This window comes from Pseudomonas sp. UC 17F4 (assembly GCF_900101695.1).
In the GTDB taxonomy this organism is placed as follows: Bacteria; Pseudomonadota; Gammaproteobacteria; order Pseudomonadales; family Pseudomonadaceae; genus Aquipseudomonas.
The window spans coordinates 457659-481156 of sequence record NZ_FNKV01000001.1; the positions used below are offsets into that span (position 1 = coordinate 457659).

A 23498-nucleotide genomic window follows, 5' to 3' on the forward strand; every position below is an offset into this window, starting at 1 on the left:
GCTAGCGGTTGGGCTGCCAGGTCAGGTCAACACCATCAATGGTCAGCGTCTTGTAGCGCGGCATCACCGGTTTCATCTGGCCATGGCGGATCAGCTGAACCAGGCGCTCGGTGTTATCGCGAATACTGTGCAGGCTACCGACTTCGCGCCACTCACCCTTGCCCTCGCGGGCAAACAGAAAAACGCTGGATGCGTAGGTGTGCCGCGGGATCATCAACACTTCGTTGCGCCCGTCGCCATCCATGTCCACGCCCCACAAAAAGCAGCCCCTGCCGGTGCATTGAGTCTCGGCCATGACCATCTTGGCGAACGCCTCGCTGCCAGGCTGCTCGGGGCCCAACCATTCCAGTTTCGGCCCGCGAGTGTCTTCGCCGTACCGCGCGTGGGATTCTTCCATGATCCACTGCAGCCTCTTGCGGCCTTCAGCGTCGAACAGCTCGTCAGTCTTGAGCCGCTCTTGCAGCGCCGTGAACGCCTCACGTCCCGGCTTGCCCAGGCCGTGATACAAGGTTCTGGCATCGAATTCCTGGATCGCGGTGCGCCCGCTAAGCAGACGCTCGACCTGGTTGTTGGCACTGAGCTGCAAAGGGTTCAGCAGCGGCGTATAGAACAGCACCACCAGCACCGCGCTGAGCAGGGCAATCCACGGGTTACTGACCCGCAGGCTATTGAGCCAGCCCTTGCCCGAGGCGAACACCGCCCACAACGCAGCAAGGCTGTGCACCTGCATCACACCGATCAGCAACAGGGCGAGAATACGCTCAGGCGTCAGGCCGTACTGATTCACCCGCAACCAGCTTGAATAGCCCGCCAACGCCACCAGCACCGGCAAGCACAGCAAGCAGGCCTCGACCAGGCGCTTGAGCACACCCGGATAAGGATTGGCCTGATGGCCATCCTGGAACACGCCGTTGACCAAAAACAGGTTGATAGCCACCAGCAACAGCAGGATGGTGGTCGAGTAGCCGGTGTTCCAGATCGGCTGCAACCCGGTAAACGGCAGCATCAGGCTGAACAGCAAGGCGATCAGTGCGCTCAGTGGCAGCAACACACGGCACAGGGTCAGCAGCACACCGCGCAACAGGCCGATGACCTTTTCGTTCTCCAGGCCCATGCGCATCCCCAGGGAGAACACCACAGCCAGACCGATACGCACCACTGGCGCCGAGGTCAGCACATCTTCGACCTGGGGGATGCCGAGCATCAGGAACAAGCGCCCGCACAGCCACAGCAGCAGCCAGAACAACAGAGTGAACAGCAGCGCCAGGAGGACGATGAAGATGTTGTTCCAGGCATGCCGGAACAGGTCTTCATAACGCGGCCGCAGCCCTTCGCGGGTCGGCCAACTGAGGATGAAGGCGGTGCCGATGTAGGTCACCACAACCGCGGCCAGCCATGAGCTCTGCCAGACCCAGCCCAGCGTGTCCTGGCTGAAGGTCCAGCTGCTGATAAAGCCGATCAGCAGCGTCAGGCCCAGGACCAGCCAGGCGGTACCGCGTTGCAACACCGCACTGCCGAGCAGTTGCAGGTTGACCCCGGCCACCAGCACGGCGGCGCACAGGCCAAATGGCAGCCCGGCGATATCAATCTGGATGTGCCTGGCGAAGAGGAACACCAGGCCTTGCAGCAGGCCAATGGCCAGGTAGAACAGTAAAGATCGACTTATCGCAGGCATTGCAAATCCTTTTGGCCAGTGGGGTGCGAAGCGCGCAAGTCTACCCAAAGCCTGGCAGCCGACGCCAAGGCCTTTACCTTGCGGGCTGCGCCAACGGCCAATTATCACAACGCCATTCCCTCAAGGCCGCAGCGGTGTAGAATCGGGCTATTCATCGCCAGTCATCCCCGGCGGGTTTATGAGCTCTGGCCGAGCGCACGGCGATCCCGCGGCGATCTCGGCTTCATCCGTACCAGCGGCCACCTGCCTTCGGTGCAAAGGACAAGAGAAGCTCACTCCCCTTTTTGTTACCTGATTAGCCGCCAGGAGTGCTTCATGCCTGATTACCGCTCGAAAACGTCCACCCACGGCCGCAATATGGCCGGCGCCCGCGCCCTCTGGCGTGCCACCGGGATGAAGGACGAAGACTTCAAGAAACCGATCATCGCCATCGCCAACTCGTTCACCCAGTTCGTCCCGGGCCACGTGCACCTGAAGGACCTCGGCCAGCTGGTGGCTCGCGAGATCGAACGCGCCGGTGGCGTGGCCAAGGAATTCAACACCATCGCGGTCGACGACGGCATCGCCATGGGCCATGACGGCATGCTCTATTCGCTGCCAAGCCGCGAGATCATCGCCGACTCGGTCGAGTACATGGTCAACGCCCACTGCGCCGACGCCATCGTCTGCATCTCCAACTGCGACAAGATCACCCCCGGCATGCTGATGGCCGCCCTGCGCCTGAACATCCCGGTGATCTTTGTTTCCGGCGGGCCGATGGAAGCCGGCAAGACCAAACTGGCCAGCCACGGCCTGGACCTGGTCGATGCCATGGTCATTGCCGCCGACTCCACTGCCAGCGATGAAAAAGTCGCCGAGTACGAGCGCAGCGCCTGCCCGACCTGCGGTTCGTGCTCCGGCATGTTCACCGCCAACTCGATGAACTGCCTGACCGAAGCCCTGGGCCTGGCCCTGCCGGGCAACGGTTCGACCCTGGCCACCCACAGCGACCGCGAGCAGCTGTTCCTGCAGGCCGGACGCACCATCGTCGAGCTGTGCAAGCGCTACTACGGCGACAACGACCAGAGCGTACTGCCGCGCAACATCGCCAACTTCAAGGCGTTCGAGAACGCCATGATGCTCGACATCGCCATGGGCGGTTCGACCAACACCATCCTGCACCTGCTGGCCGCCGCCCAGGAAGCCGAGATCGCTTTCGACCTGCGCGACATCGATCGCCTGTCGCGCAAAGTGCCGCAGCTGTGCAAAGTGGCGCCGAACATCCAGAAGTACCACATGGAAGACGTCCACCGCGCCGGCGGCATCTTCAGCATCCTCGGCTCGCTGGCCCGTGGCGGCCTGCTGCACACCGACCTGCCGACCGTGCACAGCCCGAGCATGGAAGAAGCCATCGCCAAGTGGGACATCACCCAGACCAGCGACGAAGCGGTGCACCACTTCTTCAAGGCGGGCCCGGCCGGTATTCCGACCCAGACCGCGTTCAGCCAGTCGACCCGCTGGCCGAGCCTGGACGACGACCGTGAAAACGGCTGCATCCGCAGCGTCGAGCACGCCTACTCGCAAGAAGGCGGCCTGGCCGTGCTGTACGGCAACATCGCCCTGGACGGCTGCGTGGTGAAAACCGCCGGCGTCGACGAGTCGATCCACGTCTTCGAAGGCAACGCCAAGATCTTCGAAAGCCAGGACAGCGCCGTGCGCGGCATCCTTGCTGACGAAGTGAAGGCCGGTGACATCGTCATCATCCGCTACGAAGGCCCGAAAGGCGGCCCGGGCATGCAAGAGATGCTCTACCCGACCTCGTACCTCAAGTCCAAGGGCCTGGGCAAAGCCTGCGCCCTGCTCACCGACGGCCGTTTCTCTGGCGGCACCTCGGGCCTGTCGATCGGCCACGCTTCGCCAGAAGCCGCAGCCGGCGGCGCTATCGGCTTGGTGCAGGACGGCGACAAGGTGCTGATCGACATCCCCAACCGCTCGATCAACCTGCTGGTCAGCGATGAAGAGCTGGCGGCGCGCCGTGTCGAGCAAGACAAGAAAGGCTGGAAGCCGGTCGAAGCGCGGCCACGCAAAGTGACCACGGCGCTCAAGGCCTACGCCCTGCTGGCGACCAGTGCCGACAAGGGCGCGGTACGCAACAAGGCACTGCTCGACGGGCTGTAAGCAGAAAAGCATCGCGGGGCAAGCCCGCTCCTACAGGTGTGGGAGCGGGCTTGCCCCGCGATGGCCTCAACTCAGTACTTGGCCCGTACAGTAAAGGTCAGGTTGCGCGGTTCGCCATAGAAGTTCGACCCCCACGAACTGTCCACCCGCTCATAGTAGGTACGATCGAACAGGTTGTTGGCCGTCAGCGTTGCCGACAGGTTCTGGTTGATTTTGTACCCTACCTGGGCCGTGGCAATGCTGTAGCCGCCCTGGACGAAGTCGACGTCACGCTTGTAGTAGGTGGCGCTCACCGCCCGTAGCCCGCCACCGACACTGAAGTCCTTCAACGGGCCATCGGCGAACTCGTAGCGCGTCCACAGGTTGAAGTTGTGCTTGGGGGTGATGGTGGTGCCCTGGTTGGTGTCTTCGCCGCTCAGCGACTTGAGCATGGTGAAGGCGTAGCCGGTGCTGATGCTCCAGTTGTCGGTGAGGTTGCCGCTCAGCTCGGTTTCCCAACCCTGGCTACGGATCTTGCCTTGCGGCTCGTAGTACTGGTTGTTGGCGACCAGCTCGGCGCGGTTTTCGTCGTAGATGCGAAACAGCGCCACGCTGCCATTCAAGCGCCCCTCATAAAACTCGCGCTTGAGGCCGATTTCGTACTGCTTGCCTTTGCGCGGGGCGATGGTCTCGCCGCCGGCATTCACATCGGTCTGCGGCTTGAACACGCTGGTGTAGCTGGCATAGGCCGACAGTTCCGGGGTCAGTTTGGCCACCAGCGCGCCATAGGGGATGACCTTGCGGTTGATGCTCGACTCGGTGCTGTTGAAGTTGTTGAAGAAGGCGTTGGCGTTGTGCGCTTCGCTTTCGAACCAGGTCACCCGGCTGCCGAGGATCACGTCCAGCCAGTCGGTGGCGCTGATCTTGGTGCGGGCGTAGAGGCCGTACTGGTGCGATTTCGACCAGTTGCCGTTGTCCATTTGGTACTTCTGCTTAGGGATATTGATGCTGCCCGGGTCGAACACGTTGGTGTCGAAGTATTCTCCGCCGCCGTAGGTGAAGTCCTTGTCCAGGTGCTGGTATTCGGCGCCCACCGTCAGCTCGTGGGTACGGCCAAAGGCTTCCACTGGCAAGGTCACGAAGCTGTCCAGGCCCAGGGTCTTGATGTGCGTGTAGTAGGAATAGGCCACGGCCGAGCTGGCGCCGGTGGCCGGGTCGACCGCACCGTCGCTCCAGGTGAAGTTGCGGGTCGGGGTCTCGGCGTCGCGGTAGGTCAGCGAGGTCTTGAACTGGCCGCCGTTGTCCAGGGCATGATCGACTTCGAAGAAGCTTTCCCAGACGTGCTCGTCCAGTTCGTTCCATTTGGCATCGACAAAGGTCGAGCGCTTGACGTCCAGCAGCTTGCCATTGGCGTACGCCGGCAGGCCGAACGCCGGGGTCGAATGGTTTTTCTGATAGGCGCCGCCCAGCGACAGGGTGGTGTCCGGGGTCACGTCGTATTCCAGCCGGCCGTAAACCATTGGCCGCTCGTTCTGGGCGTAGTCGACGAAGGACTTGTTGTCTTCGTAGGCGGTGACGAAGCGCCCGCGCAGGCTGCCGTCGCTGTTGAGCGGGCCGGTGATGTCGACGGTCGAGTGGTAATGATCGTAGGAGCCTGCCGACAGCTCGCCGCTCAGGGCGAACTGGCCTAGGGCGCGCTTGCGCACCAGGTTGATGGTGCCACCAGGTTCACCCGCGCCCTGGTACAGGCCGGAAGGCCCGCGCAGCACTTCGACGCGGTCGAACATCGCCAGGTCGAAGCTGGTCATCAGGTCGCCCTGGCCAGTCATTTGCGAAACACCATCGACCTGCACCTGATCGACCAGGAAGCCGCGCATGTACACGTCGTTGAGGCTGGAGCCGGAGTTGTAGCTTTTGATCGTCGCCCCGGTCACCTGACGCATGGCGTCCTGCAGGCTGTTCATGTTCTGGTCGTCCAGGCGCTGGCGGGTGACCACCGACACCGACTGCGGAATGTCCTTGAGCTTCTGTTCGCCCTTGCCGATGGTCAACGCACCGGTGGTGTAGGACTGGCTGCCTTCGGTAGTAGCCCCAAGCACCTTGCCGCCGACCATGGTCGCGCCCAACTGCAGCGCCGCCTCTTCACCCTGGCGTTTTTCCAGGGTCACGCTGTCGCGATCGATGTAGCTGGCGCTCAGGCCAGTGCCAGCCAGCAGGCGGGCCAGTGCCTGGTCCTGTGGATAACTGCCGCTGATGCCCGGGGAGCGCAAGCCCTGAGTGACCTCGGCGCCGACCAGCACCTGCACCCGGGTAACCGCACTGAAAGCCGCCAGCGCTGCATCCAGCGATTGCGCCGGAATCTCGAAGCGATACTCCTGCGCTTGCGCGGCAGGCACGGCCAGTATCGGCGTTGCCAGTGTGCCGCAGCCCAGGGCAATGGCCAGGCTCAGCAGGGTGGGCACGCCGGGCAGGCGCCGGGTGGCGGTGGTATGTTCCATCAGTGAAGCTCCCCAGAATCGTCGAAGTCGTTGAATAGCGCCGCACTGTCTGAGAGTGCTTATTATTTGCGCCTACGAGATCAAGGACGTCAGCTACTGGGGAAACCCTGAAACTTTCGTAAGAAATTTTTCAGCCCTCACGCAACACCCGCAGATACGGGGTGTAATGCTCGGCGCGCAGGCCCAGGGTGTGGGTCAGGGCCTTGAGCACCGCCTCGGGCTTGTCGATCTCGAACACCCCCGAGACCTTGCGCTGACGCAGGCCCTCGCCCAGCACCAGGGTCTGCCCCGGCCAGTAGCGGTTGAGAGCATCGACCACTTCGACCAGCGGCTGCTCGCGGAACACCAGCTGGCGTTGGCGCCAGGCGAACTCGGCGGCCACATCGAAAGCATGTGCCGAACCCAGTTGTGTGCCGCGATACTCGACGGCGCGACCAGGCTCCAGCAGCACCGACTGATGGCTGTCGGCACCGACCTGGACCTTGCCCTGGGCAACCCGCACTCGGGTCTGGTCACCTTCCCGGGCGACGCTGAAACGCGTGCCCACCACCTTCACCCAGCCATCGCCGGAGCGAATCACGAATGGCCGCGCCGGATCATGGCTGACCTCGAACCACGCCTCGCCACGCAGCAGCCGCACCCGCCGCTCGCCACCTGCCAGCTCGACCTGCACGGCCGTGTCGGTGTTGAGCTGCAGTTGCGAACCGTCCGCCAAGGCAATGCTGCGCGACTCGCCAGTGGCGGTGGCGTAGTCGGCACGCCAGCGGTCCGGCCAGGGGCTATTCACCAGTAAAGCGACCATCAGCAATACCGCCGCGGCACTCGCCCAGAGCTGCAGCCGCGGTCGGCGCCAACGCGCGCGCTGGGCCTGACGCAGTTGCCGTGCCGGCTCACGCAGGGCCCCGAGCAGGCCAAGCACCTCGTCCCAGGCCTGGGCCTGTTCCGGGCCCTGGCCCAGCCAGGCGCTGAAGGCCTCACGCTCTGCGGGCGTGACGTCGTCGGCCTGCAGGCGGTAGTACCAGCCACTGGCTTCGGCGAACAGGTCGTCGGCATCCGTGGCGTGAGGGTCGGTCATCGGGCTATCCGTCACTGCAAATGGCCGGTTCATGGACGCGGCCCCGGCGTGCCACTGAGCAAGCGCGCCTTGATAAAGGCCCGGCAGTCGATCAGCGCACGGCGCAATTGGTATTCGACACTACGCGGGGAAATCTGCAGCCGCTCGCCAATTTCCCGGTAGGAACATTCGTCGACATGATAAAGCAGGAAGATATGCCGGGTCGCCTCGGGCAGGGCCTGAATGGCCTCGTGCATCAGCGCTTGTTCCTGCAGCGCCGAGAGTTGCTCGTCGGCCCCGGGCGTTTCGCAGGCCAGCTCGTCGCTGGGCTCACCGCCGTCCAGGCGCTCGCGGCGGATGGCCTGGCGCTGGTGGTCACGGATCAGGTTGCTGGCAATGGTGAAAAGAAAGGCCGGCAGGTTGTCGATCTTCTTGTCGGCAGGCAGCCGCGCCAGGCGCAGGAAAGACTCCTGGGTCAGGTCGGCTGCCACCTGCGAATTGCCCGTGCGGCGCGCAACAAAGGCTTCCAGCGCTTTCTTGTGCTCGGCAAACAGGCGGGCAATCTGCGTATTCCACGAAGACACGGTACTTCCTGGCGATGGACCTCAAGGTGCGCGCACGCTAGCAGAAGATGAGATGAATTCGCAATTGATATCTATTTTGCTTACTGAATCTGCTCCGGCGTAACGATCACCCAGTTCTTGTCCGCCGTCACCGGCAAGCCTTCCTTGGCCTGCGCCGCGGCATGCTTGGCGATCATGCCGTTGAGCTGGTCCATGTACTTGGCCTTACGGTTTATCCACAGGTGGATGCCGCCCTTGGCCACGTCGACGCTATGAAACTGCATGTAGCCGTCACTGGTCGGAGTATCGCCACCGACCAGCACCGGCTTCTTCCATTCGTCGATATAGGTGAGGATGGCCGCCTGCTTGCCGGCCATCCAGGTGGCCGGGGTCCACAGATACGGGGTCAGCTCAAGGCCCATGTTGGCCTGCGGGTCATAGCTGCCGGCGCTGATCTGCTTGCGCGCGGTGGTCAGGGCGCCGCTGTTGCGGTCCTTGAGCAGCAAACTGACGCCGATCACGTTCTGCGGTTTGACGTTGTAGCCGTACTTGGGGTCGGCAGCGACCATGCGCACCAGCTCTTCGGAGGCGGCGCTGATCACGTAGACCTCAATGCCGTTCTCCATCAGCTTGTTGAACAGCTCGGCCTGGCCGGCGAACACTTTCGGCGGTTGCACCTCAATGGGCTTGACCTGATCACCCTCGTAATAGGTGCTCGGCACCGGCTTGCCCGAGGCCATCAGCTCGTCGACATAGCCCTTGAGCTCCTTGAGGGTGAAACCGGAAAACACCTGGGCGACCCAGGGGTAGCAGACCATGTCGTCGATTTCGCAGAGCCGATAGTAGTAGCTGAACAGGCTCTCCTTGTGCTCGGCGGTGTCTTTGAAGGGGATGAGCTTGAGCGACGGGTCGAGTTTGTCGCGGCTGAGCAGGCCCTTGTTCTCCATGAACGGCAGCAGCGATTCTTCGAGGTCGAAGCGGTAGCTGGTGTTGTCCATGTCGAAGACCGCATAGTTGCCCTTATTGGCATTGGCCGCGATCATGCTGTCCAGTTGCTTGGCAGCCTCGGCCGGCCAGTGCTTGAGCTCGGTGGCCCAGCTGTGCCCGGTAAGCAACAGGGCGAGGCCGGCGGCGAGGATTTTCGGAGCAGACGTCATGTGCTTTTCTCCAGAAAAGTGGCCCGCCCACGCTAGCAAAGCCTGCAATGCGCACCGACCCGACAGCGACACCGACACGCCCCTGAGCGGCCACGAGCATTCTGTTTGCGACCTGGCGTTATTCCAAAAACGACTATCGAAATTCCATTTCGATATAAATTCGTTGGTTTTCATGCTGTTAGCATTTCTGTTCGCAATCGCACACAGAGGCGATGCCCCGCCTTTTTTCCTGGAGCTTCAATGAATCTGCCGTTGTCTCTCAATCTGCTGGCGTTCCTGGCCTTGCTGCTAGGCCTGGCGCAAACCCGTCATGGCAACTGGAGCCTGGCCAAGAAAGTGCTGGTCGGCCTGGTCCTCGGCGTGCTGTTTGGCGCTGCCCTGCATGCCATTTACGGCGCCGGCAACCCGGTCCTCAAGGCCACCATCAGTTGGCTCGACCTGGTCGGCAACGGCTACGTACAGTTGCTGCAGATGATCGTCATGCCGCTGATCTTCGCCTCGATCCTCAGTGCCGTGGCGCGCCTGCACAATGCTTCGTCGCTGGGCAAGATCAGCTTCCTGACCATCGGCACGCTGCTGTTCACCACGGCCATCGCCGCGCTGATCGGTATCGTGCTGACCAACCTGTTTGGCCTGACCGCCGAAGGCCTGGTGGCCGGTACCGCCGAAACCGCGCGCATGGCGGCGATCCAGAGCGACTACGTGGGCAAGGTCACCGACCTGAACATCCCGCAATTGCTGCTGTCGTTCATCCCCAGCAACCCGGTAGGCGACCTGGCCCGGGCCAAGCCGACCTCGATCATCAGCGTGGTGATCTTTGCCGTGTTCCTCGGCATGGCCGCCCTGCAGTTGCTCAAGGATGACGCCGAGAAGGGCAACCGCGCCCTGGCCGCCATCGACACCCTGCAAGCCTGGGTGATGCGCCTGGTGCGCCTGGTGATGAAGCTCACCCCCTACGGCGTGCTGGCGTTGATGACCAAGGTAGTGGCCAGCTCGAACCTCGACGACATCCTCAAGCTCGGCAGCTTCGTGGTGGTCTCGTACATCGGCCTGGGCCTGATGTTCGTGGTACACGGCGTGCTGCTGGCGATGAGCGGCGTCAACCCGCTGCGCTTCTTCCGCAAGGTCTGGCCGGTACTGACCTTCGCCTTCACCAGCCGCTCCAGCGCCGCCAGCATCCCGCTGAGCATCGAGGCGCAAACCCTGCGCCTGGGTATTCCGCAGTCGATCGCAAGCTTTGCCGCGTCATTTGGCGCAACCATTGGCCAGAACGGCTGTGCCGGCCTGTACCCGGCAATGTTGGCGGTGATGGTGGCGCCAGCGGTGGGCATCGATCCGTTTGACCCGCTGTGGATTGCCACCCTGGTGGCGATCGTCACCCTGAGCTCGGCAGGTGTTGCCGGTGTCGGCGGCGGTGCGACGTTCGCGGCGCTGATCGTATTGCCGGCCATGGGCTTGCCGGTGGAGCTGGTGGCCTTGCTGATCTCGGTCGAGCCGCTGATCGACATGGGCCGCACGGCGCTGAACGTCAACGGCTCAATGACGGCCGGGGCGATTACCAGCCAGATGCTCAAACAGACCGACAAGTCGGTGCTGGATGCGCAGGAACATGCGCAGCTGACGCACTCCTGACGACCTCATCGCGGGGCCACAACTTGCCCCGCGATGCATTTCAGGCCTTTTCCCAGACCTCGAAGTGATACGCCGGCTTGTCACCCTCAGCCGGATTGGCCTGAGTCGACGCCAGCTTCCACTGCGCCGCATCAAACTCAGGAAACCACGCATCCCCTTGCGGGCTGAGCTCAACCCGGGTCAGGTACAGGCGATCCGCCAGGCCGCGCTCGATGGCCTGGGTATACAGCTGCGCGCCGCCGATCAGCATCAGCTCGTCGACGCCCTGCGCCAGTGCCCACTGCTCGGCACGCTCAATGGCAGCCTCCAGCGAGGCGAACACTTCGGCACCTTCGAGCTGCAAGCCCGGCTGGCGGCTGACCACCAGGTTCAGGCGCCCCGGCAGTGGGCGACCCAGCGAATCCCAGGTCTTGCGCCCCATGATGATCGGCTTGCCCAGGGTGGTGGCCTTGAAATACTTGAAATCCCCCGGCAAGTGCCAGGGCATGCTGTTGTCGATGCCGATCACGCGGTTCTCGGCGAGGGCCGCGATCAGGCTGAGGGGGAGTGATGTTTTCATGCCGGCGAGGATAGCAAAGCCCGATCTTCGATGCCTGGGTTATGCTTTGGGCTGACTTGATCAATGGAAGACCGTGTGACTGCACTGACTGACCTGGACAAACGCTGGCTCACCGAAGCCGTGCGCCTGCGCGAAGAACATGCAGGCCCCTTGGAAGACCAGGAAGCCAACCGCCGCGCCCGCCAGGCAGGCGGCGACCTGCCGGCGCGCATCGAAAGCCGCGCCCTGTGGCTGGCCGAACGCGACGGCATGCGCAGCGCCCTGCAACACTGGAAACAAGGCGCTCGCCTGGCGCTGGCAGCCCTGGTGGTACTGGCCGTGCTCAGCGGCGCCGGCCTGGCCCTGGCCGCCCTCGGCGACAGCCTGCGCCCGGTCAACGTGTTCTGGGCCCTGGGCAGCCTGCTCGGGTTGAACCTGCTGCTGTTGCTGGGCTGGCTGCTGGGCTTTTTTCTGGCCGGTGAACAGGGCGCCAGCCTTGGTCGCCTGTGGCTGTGGCTGAGCGAAAAATTCGCCCGCGATGCCCAGGCCGCACACCTGGCCCCCGCCCTGCTGGTGATGCTGCAGCGACAAAAACTCAATCGCTGGCTGCTCGGCCTGTTGGTGCACAGCCTGTGGCTGCTGGCCTTGAGCGCTGCGCTGTTGATGCTGCTGATGCTGCTGGCCACCCGACGTTACGGCTTCGTCTGGGAAACCACCATTCTCGGCGCCGACACCTTCGTCGCCCTGACCCAGGCCCTTGGCGCCCTGCCCGCATTACTCGGCTTCAGCGTGCCGGACGTGGCCATGATCCGCGCCAGCGGCGACACGCAACCGGCACTTGAGCTGGCCCGCCAGGCCTGGGCCGGCTGGCTGCTCGGCGTGCTGCTGGTATACGGTATCGTTCCGCGCCTGCTGCTTGCCGCCCTGTGCCTGTGGCGCTGGCGCAGTGGCCGGGCACGCCTGCAACTTGACCTCAAGCTGCCCGGCTACAGCCAGCTGCGCGATGTGCTGATGCCCAGCAGCGAACGCCTGGGCGTCAACGACGCCGCGCCTGATGCCTTGCCGCAGATCGTGCGTGGCGTTGGTGAAGAACACAGCGAAGGCGCCCTGCTGGTCGGCCTGGAGCTGGACGACAAACGCCCGTGGCCACCTACCCTGCCGGCAACGGTGAGCAACGCCGGTATCCTCGATAGCCGCGAGTCGCGCAACAAACTGCTGGAACAGCTCAGCCGTTTTCCGCCAGCGCGCCTGGCGATTGCCTGCGACCCGCGCCGCTCGCCCGACCGCGGCAGCCTGGCGCTACTCGCCGAGCTTGCGCGCAATGCCGGGGCCACGCGCATCTGGCTGCTGCAGGCAATGCCCGGTCAGGCGCTGGACGCTGAACGCCTGGGCGACTGGCATCAGGCCCTGGAACAGCTGGGTTTGAGCTACGCCGACAGCGCCCCGCTGAACTGGCTGGAGCATGGCCATGACTAAGCCGCTGAAACTGGCCGTGGTCGGCCACACCAACGTTGGCAAGACCTCGCTGCTGCGCACCCTGACCCGCGATGTCGGCTTCGGCGAGGTCTCGCATCGGCCGAGCACCACCCGTCATGTCGAGGGCGCACGCCTGTCGGTGGACGGCGAGCCGTTGCTCGAACTCTACGACACCCCGGGGCTGGAAGACGCCATCGCCCTGCTCGACTACCTTGAGCGCCTGGAACGGCCGGGCGAACGCCTCGATGGCCCGGCACGGCTGGAGCGCTTTCTGCGGGGTAGCGAGGCGCGCCAGCGTTTCGAGCAGGAGGCCAAGGTGCTGCGCCAACTGCTGGCCAGCGATGCCGGCCTGTATGTGATCGATGCCCGCGAGCCGGTGTTGGCCAAGTACCGCGACGAACTGCAAGTGCTGGCCGGCTGCGGCAGGCCGTTGCTACCGGTGCTCAACTTCGTCGCCAGTAGCGACCATCGCGAAGCTGACTGGCGCGAAGCCCTGGCGCGCCTGGGGCTGCATGCGCTGGTGCGCTTCGACAGCGTCGCCCCGCCAGAAGACGGCGAGCGCCGCCTGTACGAAAGCCTGGCGTTGATGCTGGAGCACTCACGACCAGCGCTGCAACGCCTGATCGACGATCAGCAGGCCCAGCGCCAGGCCCGGCGTGAAAGCGCCAAGCGCCTGGTCGCCGACCTGCTGCTCGACTGCGCCGCTTGCCGGCGCAGTGTGGTCGCCGAGCCTGGCGCCGAAGCCGTGGCCATCGAAGCCCTGCGCCGCGATGTGCGCCAGCGCGAGCAACGCTGCGTCGAAGCGCTGCTCAAGCTCTATGCGTTTCGCAAGGAAGACGCCGCCAGCAGCGACCTGCCTTTGCTCGACGGGCGCTGGGGCGATGACCTGTTCAACCCGGAAACCCTCAAGCTGCTCGGTGTACGCCTGGGCAGTGGCGTGGCAGCCGGTGCGGCGGCCGGGGCCGGGGTCGATTTGCTGGTCGGCGGCCTGACCCTCGGTGCCGCGGCGCTGGCCGGGGCGATAGCCGGTGGTGCGCTACAGACTGCCCGCAGCTACGGCTCACGCCTGCTCGGCAAACTCAAGGGCCAGCGCGAGTTGACGGTAGATGACAGTGTGTTGCGCCTGCTGGCGTTGCGTCAGCATCAGCTGATTCACGCCCTGGATGCCCGTGGCCATGCGGCGCTGGAGCGAATCAAGCTGACGGCGCCACAAGAACAGACCTGGCGCGAAGGCAAGCTGCCGCAAGCGCTGGGCAAGGCCCGGGCGCATCCGCAGTGGTCGTCGCTCAATCCCGGGGCGAAAGTGAATCAGGCCGAGCGCCAGGAGCAGATAGATGCGCTAGTGCAGGAGCTTTAGCGCCTTGCCCTTGAGCAGTTGCAGGTCAATCACCGGCACATCCATCTCCTTGGCCAGCTCATCCCACTGGCGCATGCGCAGGCTCAACGTGCACAGCGGGTCTTGCTCGAAGGCATCGGCCTCGGCCTCGCTCATCACCCCGCCCTGGTACTCCAGGGTGCGCCGGCTGGCCTCACTCAGGCGCTGGTAATAACCCGGCTGGCGCAAGGTCAGGTAGCGCTTGGCCTCGACGTGGTACTCCACCAGCCTGGCCAAACGCTCGCTGAAGCCGCAGCGGCGCAGGTAGTTGGCGCCAACACGCTCATGGCTGACCACACCATAGCCGCCCATGTCGCCTTCGGCGCTGCCACAGATATGGCCGATGTCATGGAAGAACGCCGCCAGTACCACCTCATCGTCATAGCCCTCGGCCAACGCCAGTTGCGCCGCCTGGGACATATGCTCGAGCTGCGAAACCGGCTCGCCGATGTAGTCCTCATTGCCATGCTGCTGATACAAGGCGAAGACCTCGCTGACAATCTGTTCGGCACTAACCATGATCAGTCACTCTCCTCCAGCAAACGGGCGATATGTTGCTCGGCCAGGGCCGGGCCGACGCTCATGCCGACGCCGCTGTGCATCAGCGCAGCGCTGATACCCGGCGCCACCTGCAGCAAGGAAAACGGCCCCGGCCCGCCTGAACCATAGACGCCCTGCCAGCGTTCGACCACCTCGATGCGCCCGCCCAGGGTCTGCTCGGCCAGCTCGATCATCCAGTTGTCGACCTGCTCGGCGTTGAACGGTGAAGCATCGCTGCCATAGGCATGGGAGTCGCCGATGATCAGCTCGCCATGGGGCGTCGGGCTGATCAGCAGGTGGATGCCATGCTCCAGCAGGTGCGGGCTGTTGGCCTGCAGTTGCGCTTTCAGCGCCTGGGCCTGCGGCAGGTCGGCGAAGGCGCCGTAGTGCACACAGCTCAGGCCAGTCAGCAAGGCGTGCTGCAGGTCGAGCTTGAAGCGCGGCCGGGCGCGCAGCATCTGCAGACGGCAAACCTGCGGTTGCAGGGCGGAGATGGGTTCGGCGAGCAGGGTCTGGTAGTCGTGGCCGGAGCAGACCACGATCTGTCTGGCGCTGAAGTCCCCCGCCGTGGTCGATACGCGACCAGGTTCGATAGCACGTACCAAGGTTGAAAAGTGAAACGCTACATCCAGTTCCTGCTGCAGGAAGCGGATCAGGCTCGGCAGCGCTTCGCGGGAATACAACTGCTGGTCTTGCAAGCCACGCAAGGCGGCGCGGTGGTGGCGAAACTGGCCGCCGTACAGGTCGTTCAAGGCGGCGCCGCTGAGCAGTTCCACCTGGTAATCATGTTGTGGCGCGCGCTCGGCACAGAAGGCTTCGAGCAGTTCCAGCTCCAGCGCAGTGCGAGCAAACAGCAGCGAGCCATTGGCCTTGAGCTCGAAGCCGGCCTGCTGCGCCCAGTGCTTCCAGATACCACTGCTGGCCTTGGCCAGTTCGAGCATCTGGCCGGGTGGCTGGCCGGTTACCAGGGCCTGGCCGAAGTTGCGCACCGAAGCGCCCAGGGGCGTCGCGCTGCGCTCGAAGACCCGCACTTTGAGCCCGCGCCGGGCAGCGGCGTAGGCATGGGACAGGCCGAGGATGCCGGCGCCGACGATGAGTAGATCGGTCATCTGAGGTTCCTTCAAAAGTGCTATCGCGGGGCAAGCACGCTCCTACTGTAGGAGCGGGCTTGCCCCGCGATGCGGTTACTGCTGCGCGACCTTCTCCGACTTGCCGTCATAGCGCTTACGCCATTCGGCGAGGATGTTGTCGCGGTTCTTCGAAGCCCAGGCGAAGTCGTTCTTGATCAGGCGCTGTTCGTAGTCGGCCGGCAGTTCGGTCTGCGGCTTGGCGATGCCCGGCTGGGCCAGGACGGCGAAGTTTTCCTTGTACAGCTCCATGGCCGCCGGGCTCGCCGAGAAGTCGGCCAGGCGCTTGGCCGCGTCTTCATGCTGGCTGCCCTTGATCACCGCGGTGGCTTCGATCTCCCAGCCCAGGCCTTCCTTCGGCAGGACGATGTCCAGCGGCGCACCCTGGCGCTTGAGCTGCACGGCCGGGTATTCGAACGAGATGCCGATCGGGAATTCGCCAGCAGCAGCCAGCTTGCACGGCTTGGAGCCAGAGTGAACATACTGGCCGATGTTCTGGTGCAGGCCGTCCATATACGCCCAGCCCTGCTTCTCGCCGAAGGTCTGCAACCAGGCGCTGACATCGAGGAAACCGGTGCCGGAAGACGCCGGGTTAGGCATGACGATCTTGCCCTTGTACTCAGGCTTGGTCAGGTCCTGCCAGCTCAGCGGCTTGCTCAGGCCCTGCTTCTCGGCCTCGACGGTGTTGAAGCAGATGGTCGCGGCCCAGACGTCCATGCCCACCCAGGCCGGCGGATTGGCGGCATCGCGGTAGTTGGCGCCGATCTTGCCGAGGTCTTTCGGTGCATAGCTTTGCAGCATGCCCTGCTGGTCGAGGATTGCCAGGCTCGATGCCGCCAGGCCCCACACGGCATCGGCTTGCGGGCGGTCTTTTTCGGCCAGCAGCTTGGCAGTGATGATGCCGGTGGAATCACGCACCCACTTGATTTCGATGTCCGGGTTGGCCTTTTCGAAGGCCTGCTTGTAACTCTTGAGCTGTTCGGCTTCGAGCGCGGTGTACACCGTCAGTTGGGTATCGGCGGCAAAGGCCTGCACGCTGAATGCAGTGAGGACGGCAGCGGCAAGAGCAAGTGGCTTGAACATGATGCGGTTCCTTTGAACAGTACAGGTTGGGAGAGGCAATCAGTGACCCGGCGCGCGCTGGCGCCAGGCTTGGGAGCGTTGCAACAGGCCGCGCGAGGCCCAGGCCAGGAGCAGCGAAACGGTGGCGCTGGTAATCAGGATCAGGGTCGACATCGCTGCGGCGCCGCCGACGTTGCCGGCATCATCCATGTTCAGCACGGCGACCGCGGCAAGGATGGTGTCGGGGCTGTAGAGGAAGATCGCCGCCGACACCGTGGTCATCGCCGAGACGAACAGGTAGCGAATGATGTCGAGCAATGCCGGCAGGCAGATCGGCACGGTGACCCGCATGAAGTGCCGGTACAGCGGTGCCTTGAGCGACAGCGCGGCAGCCTCGAACTCGCCATCGAGCTGGCGCAGGGCAGTGGTCGCGGTCATGTTGGCGGTGGTCAGGTAGTGAGCAATGGTGCACACCACCAGCAGCGCCATGCTGCCGTAGAACACATGCAGCGGGTTGCTGCTGAGGTTGAAGAAGAACACGTAGCCAAGGCCCAGCACCAGGCCCGGCACCGCCATCGGCACGAAGCTGAGCAGGCGCAGCAGCAGGTTCAAGCTGCGCTGGCCCTTGGTTTTTTCCATCAGGTAGGCGCCGGTGAAAATCACCGCGCTACCGATCAGCGCCGTGCCCAGGGCCATGGTCAGGCTGTTGCGGTAGGCCAGCCAGCCGCCACCGGCGGTTTCGTCGAACTGGTAGTGCTTGAGCGACAGCGACAGGTTGTAAGGCCAGAACTTGACCAGCGATGAGTACACCGCCATGCCCACCACCAGCAACAGCACCGCGCAAATCAGGATGACCACGGCCATGAAGCAGGCATCGCGACGCCGCGACGGCTGTGGCTGGAACACCTGCGCCCGGCCACTCATCGAATCGCCCTGACGGCGGCGCAGCCAGGCATCGACGGCAAAGCTGAGCAGCGCCGGCACCAGCAGGACCATGCCGATCAAGGCGCCACGGCCGAACTGCTGCTGGCCGACCACGGCCTTGTAGGCTTCCAGCGCCAGCACCTGGTAGTCGCCACCGACTACCACCGGCACACCGAAGTCGGTGATGGTCAGGGTGAACACCAGGCAGAAGGCGGCGAACACCGCCTGCCGGGTGGCTGGCCAGGTGATGCTGTGAAACGCCCGCCAAGGCCCGGCGCCCATGCTCGAGGCGGCGTCGAACAAGCGCGCATCGGCCAGCGACAGCGCCGACAGCAGGATCATCAGCGCATGCGGGAAGGTGTAGATCGCCTCGCCGAGGACAATGCCCCAGAAGCCGTAGATATTGTCGCTGAGCAGCTCGCGCAGCAGCCCCTGGTTGCCGAACAGATAGACCAGGGCAATGGCCGGGAGCATCGACGGCGCCAGCAATGGCAGCAGCGAAATGCCGCGCCACAGGCCCTTGGCCGGAATCAGTGTACGCTGCAGAGCGTAGGCGAACAGGTAGGCCAGCGGCACCACAATGGCCGCAACGCTGAGCGAGACCTTCAGGCTATTGCCCAGCAGCCAGTGAAAGTTGGCGCTGGCAAACAGTTCGCGAGCAGCGACCAGGCCGCCGCCCTGGCCGGCATCGCTGCTGAAACCGCGCCAGAAGATCGCCAGCAGCGGCATCAATACCGCGACGGTGAGCAAAAGCAGCAGCAACCATTTGCCGCCGACCACGAACAGTCGATCACCCAGCGAAACACCGGCGCGCCGGGTTGCCTTCGCGTGCGCGATCGGCATGGCGATTGGCGCGGCCATCTCAGGCAAACACCTGCAGGCTGCGCGGCGGCAAGGCGACCCAGATGTCCTGCGAGCCCAGGCGCGGCATCGACTCGGGGGCGACTTCGGCAAGCAGGGCATGGCCTGGCAGTTCGTTGAATTCGAAACTCATGCGGCAGCGATTGCCGAGGAAGGTGATCTCGCGCACCCGCGCCGGGAACAGGTTCTCTTCATGCACCGGCGGATTGACGCTGATCGCTTCCGGGCGGCAGAACAGCCGACCGCTGCGGGCCTGGCTGCCGCCATCGGCCAGGCGCATGTTCAGCGCACCGACCTGGGCATGGCTGTCGCTGTGGCGCTGGAACGGCAGCCAGTTACCCTGGCCAACGAACTCGGCAACGAACGGCGTGGCCGGCTTGTCGTAGATTTCCTGCGGGGTGGCGTACTGCTCGACCTGGCCGTTGTTCATCACCGCGATACGGTCGGCCATCAACATGGCTTCGTCCTGGTTGTGGGTGACCATCAGGGTGGTGATGCCGAGCTGGCGTTGCAGTTGGCGCAATTCGCTGCACAGGTGTTCGCGCACCCGGGCGTCGAGGGCCGACATCGGCTCGTCGAGCAGCAGCAACGACGGTGCCGGGGCCAGGGCTCGAGCCAGGGCCACGCGCTGTTGCTGGCCGCCGGAAAGCTGGCCGGGGTACTTCTTCTCGCTACCGCTCAGGCCCACCAGCTCAAGCATCTGCGCCACCCGCTGGCGCACTTCGTCACGACCGCTGCCGGCCAGGCCGTAAGCGATATTGGCTTCGACGGTCAGGTTGGGGAACAGCGCATAGGACTGGAACAGTATGCCGTAGTCGCGGGCCTGGGGCGGTAGCTCGGAGATATCACGGTCGCCGATGTACAGGGTGCCGCGATCCTGGCGCTCGAGGCCGGCGATGCAGCGCAGCAGGGTAGTCTTGCCACAGCCGGAGGGGCCCAGCAGGCACACCAGCTCACCAGCGGCGACGTCGAGGGAAACATCGTGCAGGGCGGTAAAGGCGCCGAAGCGCTTGTGGATACCGCGCACTTTCATCTGTGCGCCAGGGTTTGCGACCGGAGTGCTCATGGCAGGACCTCATCGAACGAATGAGGGCCATGCTAGGCGGACAATGCGAAGGTTCTGTGGCGCAGAGGCAAAAGTTGCCGATAGTGGTATAGGCAGATTTTGGTGTGATGCAAATCCCGCTCCTACACCTCTACCGCCGCCACTTCCTGAGCCAACCCCAGAAACGCCGCCGGCAACCGCGCCTGGCGCCGCTCCTTCAAGCAATACAGATACTCATGCATCAGCGGCGCGCCCTCCAGGCTCAGCACCCGCAGCTCGGGGTTATGCGGCACTTCATGGCGGGCAATGATGCTGATGCCGATATTGCGCAGCACCGCCTCGCGAATCGACTCGCGACTGCCGATCTCCAGCAGCGAGCCGACCTTCACCCCCGCCGCTTCAAGCATCTGCTCGGTCAGCTTGCGCGTGGTCGAGCCCTGCTCACGCACCAGCAGGCAATGCCCGGCCAGCGCCGACAGCGGCAGCGATTCGCGGCTGGCCAGCACATGGTTGCGATGCACCGCCACCACCAGCGGATCGGTACCCAGCACCCGCCGCACCAGCCGTGCATCCTCGACCAGTTGCGATGAGGCGGCCAGATCGACCCGGTAGTCCTCGAGCAATTCCAGCACCTGCTGGGAGTTGCCGATCTCCACCGACACCTCCACCTGCGGCAAGCGCTCGCGGAAGATCTTCACCAGGTCGAGGATGTAGTACGGCGCCGTGGCAGCGATACGCAAACTGCCCTGACCCTGGCCACTGTTGCGCAGGAAGAACTCGATATCGGCCTCCTGCTGCAGCAGCGCCTTGACCATCGGCAGCAGCCGCGTGCCGTCGTCACTGAGGGTCAGGCGGCGACCGCCACGGTAGAACAGCTCCACCGCGTACTGGCTTTCGAGGTTGCGGATCTGCGTGGTTACCGTCGGTTGGCTGAGCCCGAGTTTCTTCGCCGCCAGGGTAATGCTGCCCAGGCGGGCAACCATGTAGAAGGCTTTCAACTCGGAACTCAACATAGATCCTCTATTTACGCAGCAGGCGCAGGCCGTTGAAGACCACCAGCAAACTCACGCCCATGTCGGCAAACACCGCCATCCACATGGTTGCCATGCCGGCGAAGGTGACTGCCAGGAAGATCGCCTTGATCCCCAGCGCCAGAACAATGTTCTGAGTCAGGATCGCCGCACTCTGGCGCGAGAGCCTGACGAAGGCCGGGATTTTGCGCAAGTCATCATCCATCAATGCCACGTCGGCGGTCTCGATGGCTGTGTCGGTACCGGCCGCGGCCATGGCAAAGCCGATCTCGGCGCGGGCCAGTGCCGGCGCATCGTTGATGCCGTCGCCGACCATGCCGACCCGATGGCCCTGGGCGTACAGGTCCTCGATGGTCTTGAGCTTGTCGGCCGGCAGCAGGTTGCCATGGGCCTGGTCGATCCCGACCTGGGCGGCAATCGCCTGGGCCGTGTGCGGATTGTCGCCGGTCAGCATGACAGTCTTGATACCCAGCTCATGCAGCTCGGCAATTGCCTCGCGGCTGCTGTCCTTGACCGTGTCGGCGACGGCGAACAGCGCCAACGGGCCGGACTTGTCGAGCAGCAGCACGACGGTCTTGCCCTGCCGCTCCAGGGTATCGAGCCGGGCTTCGAGCTGTGCCGAGCACAGGCCCAGCTCCTCGACCAGGCGATGGTTACCGAGGTGATACAGCTCACCGTCGATCTCGCCACGCACACCGCGACCTGCCAGCGCTTCAAAGGCCGTTACTTCACTCAGGGGCAACCGCTGCTCATTGGCAAACACGGCAATGGCACGGGATACCGGGTGGTCGGAACGATCGGCAAGGCTTGCCGCCAGCGCCTGGGCGCGGCCTTCGAACAGCGGCTCGAGCACTTCATGGTCGGTTTGCACCGGCTTGCCATGGGTGATGGTGCCGGTCTTGTCCAGGGCCAGGAAGTCGAGCTTGCGCCCGCCCTCCAGGTACACCCCGCCCTTGACCAGGATGCCTTTGCGCGCCGCCGCGGCCAGGCCGCTGACGATGGTCACCGGGGTGGAAATCACCAAGGCACAGGGGCAGGCCACCACCAGCAACACCAGCGCGCGGTAGATCCAGTCGAACCAGGCGCCAGCCATGAACAGCGGCGGAATCACCGCCACCGCCAGGGCGAAGGCAAACACCGCCGGGGTGTAGATGCGCGAGAACTGGTCGACGAAGCGCTGGGTCGGCGCCCGCGCGCCCTGGGCTTCTTCCACGGCCTTGATGATCCGCGCCAGGGTCGATTGCCCGGCCGCCGCCGTCACCCGGTACTCCAACGCCCCGGCCTGGTTGATGGTGCCGGCGAACACCTTGTCACCGGGGCCCTTCTCTACCGGCAGGCTCTCGCCGGTGATCGGTGCCTGGTCGATACTCGACTGGCCGCTGACCACCTCGCCGTCCAGGCCGATGCGTTCGCCAGGACGCACGCGCACCAGGTCACCGAGGGCGACCTGCTTGACGTCCAGCTCACGCCACTGGCCATCGGCTTGCTGCACGGTAGCAAGGTCCGGGCTCAACTGCATCAGACCGCCGATGGCGTTGCGCGCGCGGTCAAGCGAGCGCGCTTCGATAAGCTCGGCGACGGTGAAGAGGAACATGACCATGGCCGCTTCCGGCCACTGGCCGATCAGCACCGCGCCGGTCACGGCGATGCTCATCAGTGCGTTGATATTGAGGTTGCCGTTCTTCAGGGCGATCCAGCCCTTTTTGTAGGTGCCCAGACCGCAACTGAGGATCGACACCAGGGCGACCAGGGCCACTACCCAGGACGGCGCCAGCTCGGCAAAGTGGATTGCTTCGGCGCCCAGTGCCGCAACACCGGCCAACGCCAGCGGCCACCAGTGTTTTTTCACCGGCGCAGGCGCAGCGCCAGCTTCGTCGCTGGACTCGCTCAACGGGTCGGCCTGCATACCCAGCGAGGCGACCGCCTGCTCGATGGCGACAGTGTCGGCATGAGTGTGGCGCACGCCGAGGATGCGGTTGATCAGGTTGAATTCCAGCTGCTCGACCCCGGCCAGCTTGCCCAGTTTGTTCTGGATCAGGGTCTGTTCGGTCGGGCAATCCATGGCCTCGATGCGAAAGCGGCTCAGGCGCGCACCGGCGCTGCTCGCCTCGCTCAGTTGCACCAGCGCCGGTGCGGCGTCGTGGGAACAGCAGCTGTGGGCGTGCTCGGCATGTTCATGCCTGGCGTGATCATGGCTGTGCTCATGATCGTGAGGAGCTTTACCGGGGGTGTGGCTGACAGGCTGATTCATGGGTTCATCCTTAAATGTCCTGTTGCCAAGTGAACACCCTGTAGCCACTATAGGGTCAAGCCACTTGTCGAGGTATTTGCAGATGAAGATCGGAGAACTGGCCAAGGCCACCGATTGCGCGGTGGAAACCATCCGTTACTACGAGCGGGAAAACCTGCTGCCGGAGCCGGCGCGCAGCGAAGGCAACTACCGGATGTACACCCAGGCCCACGTCGAGCGCCTGACCTTCATCCGTAACTGCCGCACCCTCGACATGACCCTGGAAGAAATCCGCAGCCTGCTGCGCCTGCGCGACAGCCCGGATGACCAGTGCGAAAGCGTCAATGCGTTGATCGACGAGCACATCCAGCATGTCAAGGCACGCATCGATGGGCTGCAGGCACTGCAGGCGCAACTGCTGGAACTGCGTCAGCACTGCCATCCCAAGGAGGTCCAGTGCTCGATCCTGCAGCATCTTGAGGTCAATGGCGCAGTAACGGCGCCAGAGGCGGAGCATTCACATGTGGGCAGAAGCCACGGGCACTGATTAAGGTACCTGTAGGAGCGGCGGTGC

The 23498-nt window shown here is 64.2% G+C and carries 18 protein-coding genes; 5 read left to right on the forward strand and 13 right to left on the reverse strand.

Going from position 1 to position 23498, the window contains the following annotated elements:
- Window position 1: 1 nt before the first annotated feature.
- A complete protein-coding gene (locus BLR26_RS02055) occupies window positions 2–1675 on the reverse strand; it encodes a DUF4153 domain-containing protein (RefSeq protein ID WP_045201869.1) in 1674 nt (557 codons plus the stop codon).
- Between the two features lie 315 nt (window positions 1676–1990).
- Here BLR26_RS02055 and ilvD point away from each other — a divergent pair, with 315 nt between their 5' ends.
- Window positions 1991–3832 carry a dihydroxy-acid dehydratase gene (gene ilvD, locus BLR26_RS02060; RefSeq protein WP_093377274.1) on the forward strand — a complete coding sequence of 614 codons (1842 nt, stop codon included), beginning with the start codon at window positions 1991–1993 and terminating at the stop codon, window positions 3830–3832.
- Window positions 3833–3903: 71 nt separating this feature from the next.
- Here ilvD and BLR26_RS02065 read toward each other — a convergent pair whose 3' ends face one another.
- The 4 genes from BLR26_RS02065 to BLR26_RS02080 all read right to left on the reverse strand — a co-directional run bounded on the left by BLR26_RS02065 (window position 3904) and on the right by BLR26_RS02080 (window position 9083).
- Window positions 3904–6309, reverse strand: a complete 2406-nt coding sequence (locus tag BLR26_RS02065) for a TonB-dependent siderophore receptor (protein WP_093377277.1) — start codon at window positions 6307–6309, stop codon at window positions 3904–3906.
- 130 nt (window positions 6310–6439) lie between these two features.
- Complete coding sequence (locus BLR26_RS02070; RefSeq protein WP_093377281.1) at window positions 6440–7384, reverse strand: FecR family protein; 945 nt, start codon at window positions 7382–7384, stop codon at window positions 6440–6442.
- A gap of 29 nt (window positions 7385–7413) precedes the next feature.
- The gene (locus tag BLR26_RS02075) at window positions 7414–7947 is read right to left on the reverse strand and encodes an RNA polymerase sigma factor (protein ID WP_093377285.1); all 534 of its coding nucleotides are present in this window, start codon (window positions 7945–7947) and stop codon (window positions 7414–7416) included.
- A gap of 80 nt (window positions 7948–8027) precedes the next feature.
- Window positions 8028–9083, reverse strand: a complete 1056-nt coding sequence (locus BLR26_RS02080; RefSeq protein WP_093377290.1) for an HAD family hydrolase — start codon at window positions 9081–9083, stop codon at window positions 8028–8030.
- 240 nt (window positions 9084–9323) lie between these two features.
- On the opposite strand from BLR26_RS02080, the gene BLR26_RS02085 reads away from it, so the two are divergent.
- Entirely contained in the window at window positions 9324–10715 is a 1392-nt protein-coding gene (locus BLR26_RS02085; protein WP_045201857.1) for an L-cystine transporter, read from the forward strand.
- A gap of 40 nt (window positions 10716–10755) precedes the next feature.
- On the opposite strand, the gene BLR26_RS02090 is transcribed toward BLR26_RS02085, so the two are convergent.
- Window positions 10756–11274: a dihydrofolate reductase gene (locus BLR26_RS02090; RefSeq protein ID WP_093377294.1), complete on the reverse strand. Its 519-nt coding sequence runs from the start codon at window positions 11272–11274 to the stop codon at window positions 10756–10758.
- Between the two features lie 63 nt (window positions 11275–11337).
- Between BLR26_RS02090 and BLR26_RS02095 the strand changes: the two genes are divergently transcribed.
- The gene (locus BLR26_RS02095) at window positions 11338–12729 is read left to right on the forward strand and encodes a DUF2868 domain-containing protein (RefSeq protein ID WP_093377299.1); all 1392 of its coding nucleotides are present in this window, start codon (window positions 11338–11340) and stop codon (window positions 12727–12729) included.
- Window positions 12722–14086, forward strand: coding sequence for a DUF3482 domain-containing protein (locus BLR26_RS02100; protein ID WP_093377304.1), 1365 nt, complete (start codon window positions 12722–12724; stop codon window positions 14084–14086). The genes BLR26_RS02095 and BLR26_RS02100 overlap by 8 nt, the downstream gene beginning before the upstream one ends.
- Here the strand turns inward: BLR26_RS02100 and BLR26_RS02105 are convergent.
- The 7 genes from BLR26_RS02105 to BLR26_RS02135 all read right to left on the reverse strand — a co-directional run bounded on the left by BLR26_RS02105 (window position 14069) and on the right by BLR26_RS02135 (window position 22945).
- Window positions 14069–14623, reverse strand: coding sequence for a phosphonate degradation HD-domain oxygenase (locus tag BLR26_RS02105; protein WP_093377308.1), 555 nt, complete (start codon window positions 14621–14623; stop codon window positions 14069–14071). The genes BLR26_RS02100 and BLR26_RS02105 overlap by 18 nt on opposite strands.
- Before the next feature lie 2 nt (window positions 14624–14625).
- Complete coding sequence (locus tag BLR26_RS02110) at window positions 14626–15753, reverse strand: TIGR03364 family FAD-dependent oxidoreductase (protein ID WP_093377313.1); 1128 nt, start codon at window positions 15751–15753, stop codon at window positions 14626–14628.
- A 75-nt stretch (window positions 15754–15828) separates the two neighbouring features.
- The gene (locus BLR26_RS02115) at window positions 15829–16854 is read right to left on the reverse strand and encodes a putative 2-aminoethylphosphonate ABC transporter substrate-binding protein (RefSeq protein WP_045201846.1); all 1026 of its coding nucleotides are present in this window, start codon (window positions 16852–16854) and stop codon (window positions 15829–15831) included.
- Between the two features lie 39 nt (window positions 16855–16893).
- Window positions 16894–18618 (reverse strand): putative 2-aminoethylphosphonate ABC transporter permease subunit, encoded by a 1725-nt coding sequence (locus BLR26_RS02120; protein WP_093377317.1) that lies wholly within the window; start codon window positions 18616–18618, stop codon window positions 16894–16896.
- Between the two features lies 1 nt (window position 18619).
- Window positions 18620–19684 (reverse strand): putative 2-aminoethylphosphonate ABC transporter ATP-binding protein, encoded by a 1065-nt coding sequence (locus BLR26_RS02125; protein WP_093377321.1) that lies wholly within the window; start codon window positions 19682–19684, stop codon window positions 18620–18622.
- A gap of 122 nt (window positions 19685–19806) precedes the next feature.
- On the reverse strand, window positions 19807–20676 hold the full coding sequence (locus BLR26_RS02130; protein ID WP_093377326.1) for a LysR family transcriptional regulator: 870 nt from the start codon (window positions 20674–20676) through the stop codon (window positions 19807–19809).
- Between the two features lie 7 nt (window positions 20677–20683).
- Window positions 20684–22945, reverse strand: coding sequence for a heavy metal translocating P-type ATPase (locus BLR26_RS02135; RefSeq protein ID WP_093377329.1), 2262 nt, complete (start codon window positions 22943–22945; stop codon window positions 20684–20686).
- A gap of 82 nt (window positions 22946–23027) precedes the next feature.
- Between BLR26_RS02135 and cadR the strand changes: the two genes are divergently transcribed.
- Window positions 23028–23471, forward strand: coding sequence for a Cd(II)/Pb(II)-responsive transcriptional regulator (gene cadR, locus BLR26_RS02140; protein WP_038997693.1), 444 nt, complete (start codon window positions 23028–23030; stop codon window positions 23469–23471).
- Window positions 23472–23498 lie beyond the last annotated feature (27 nt).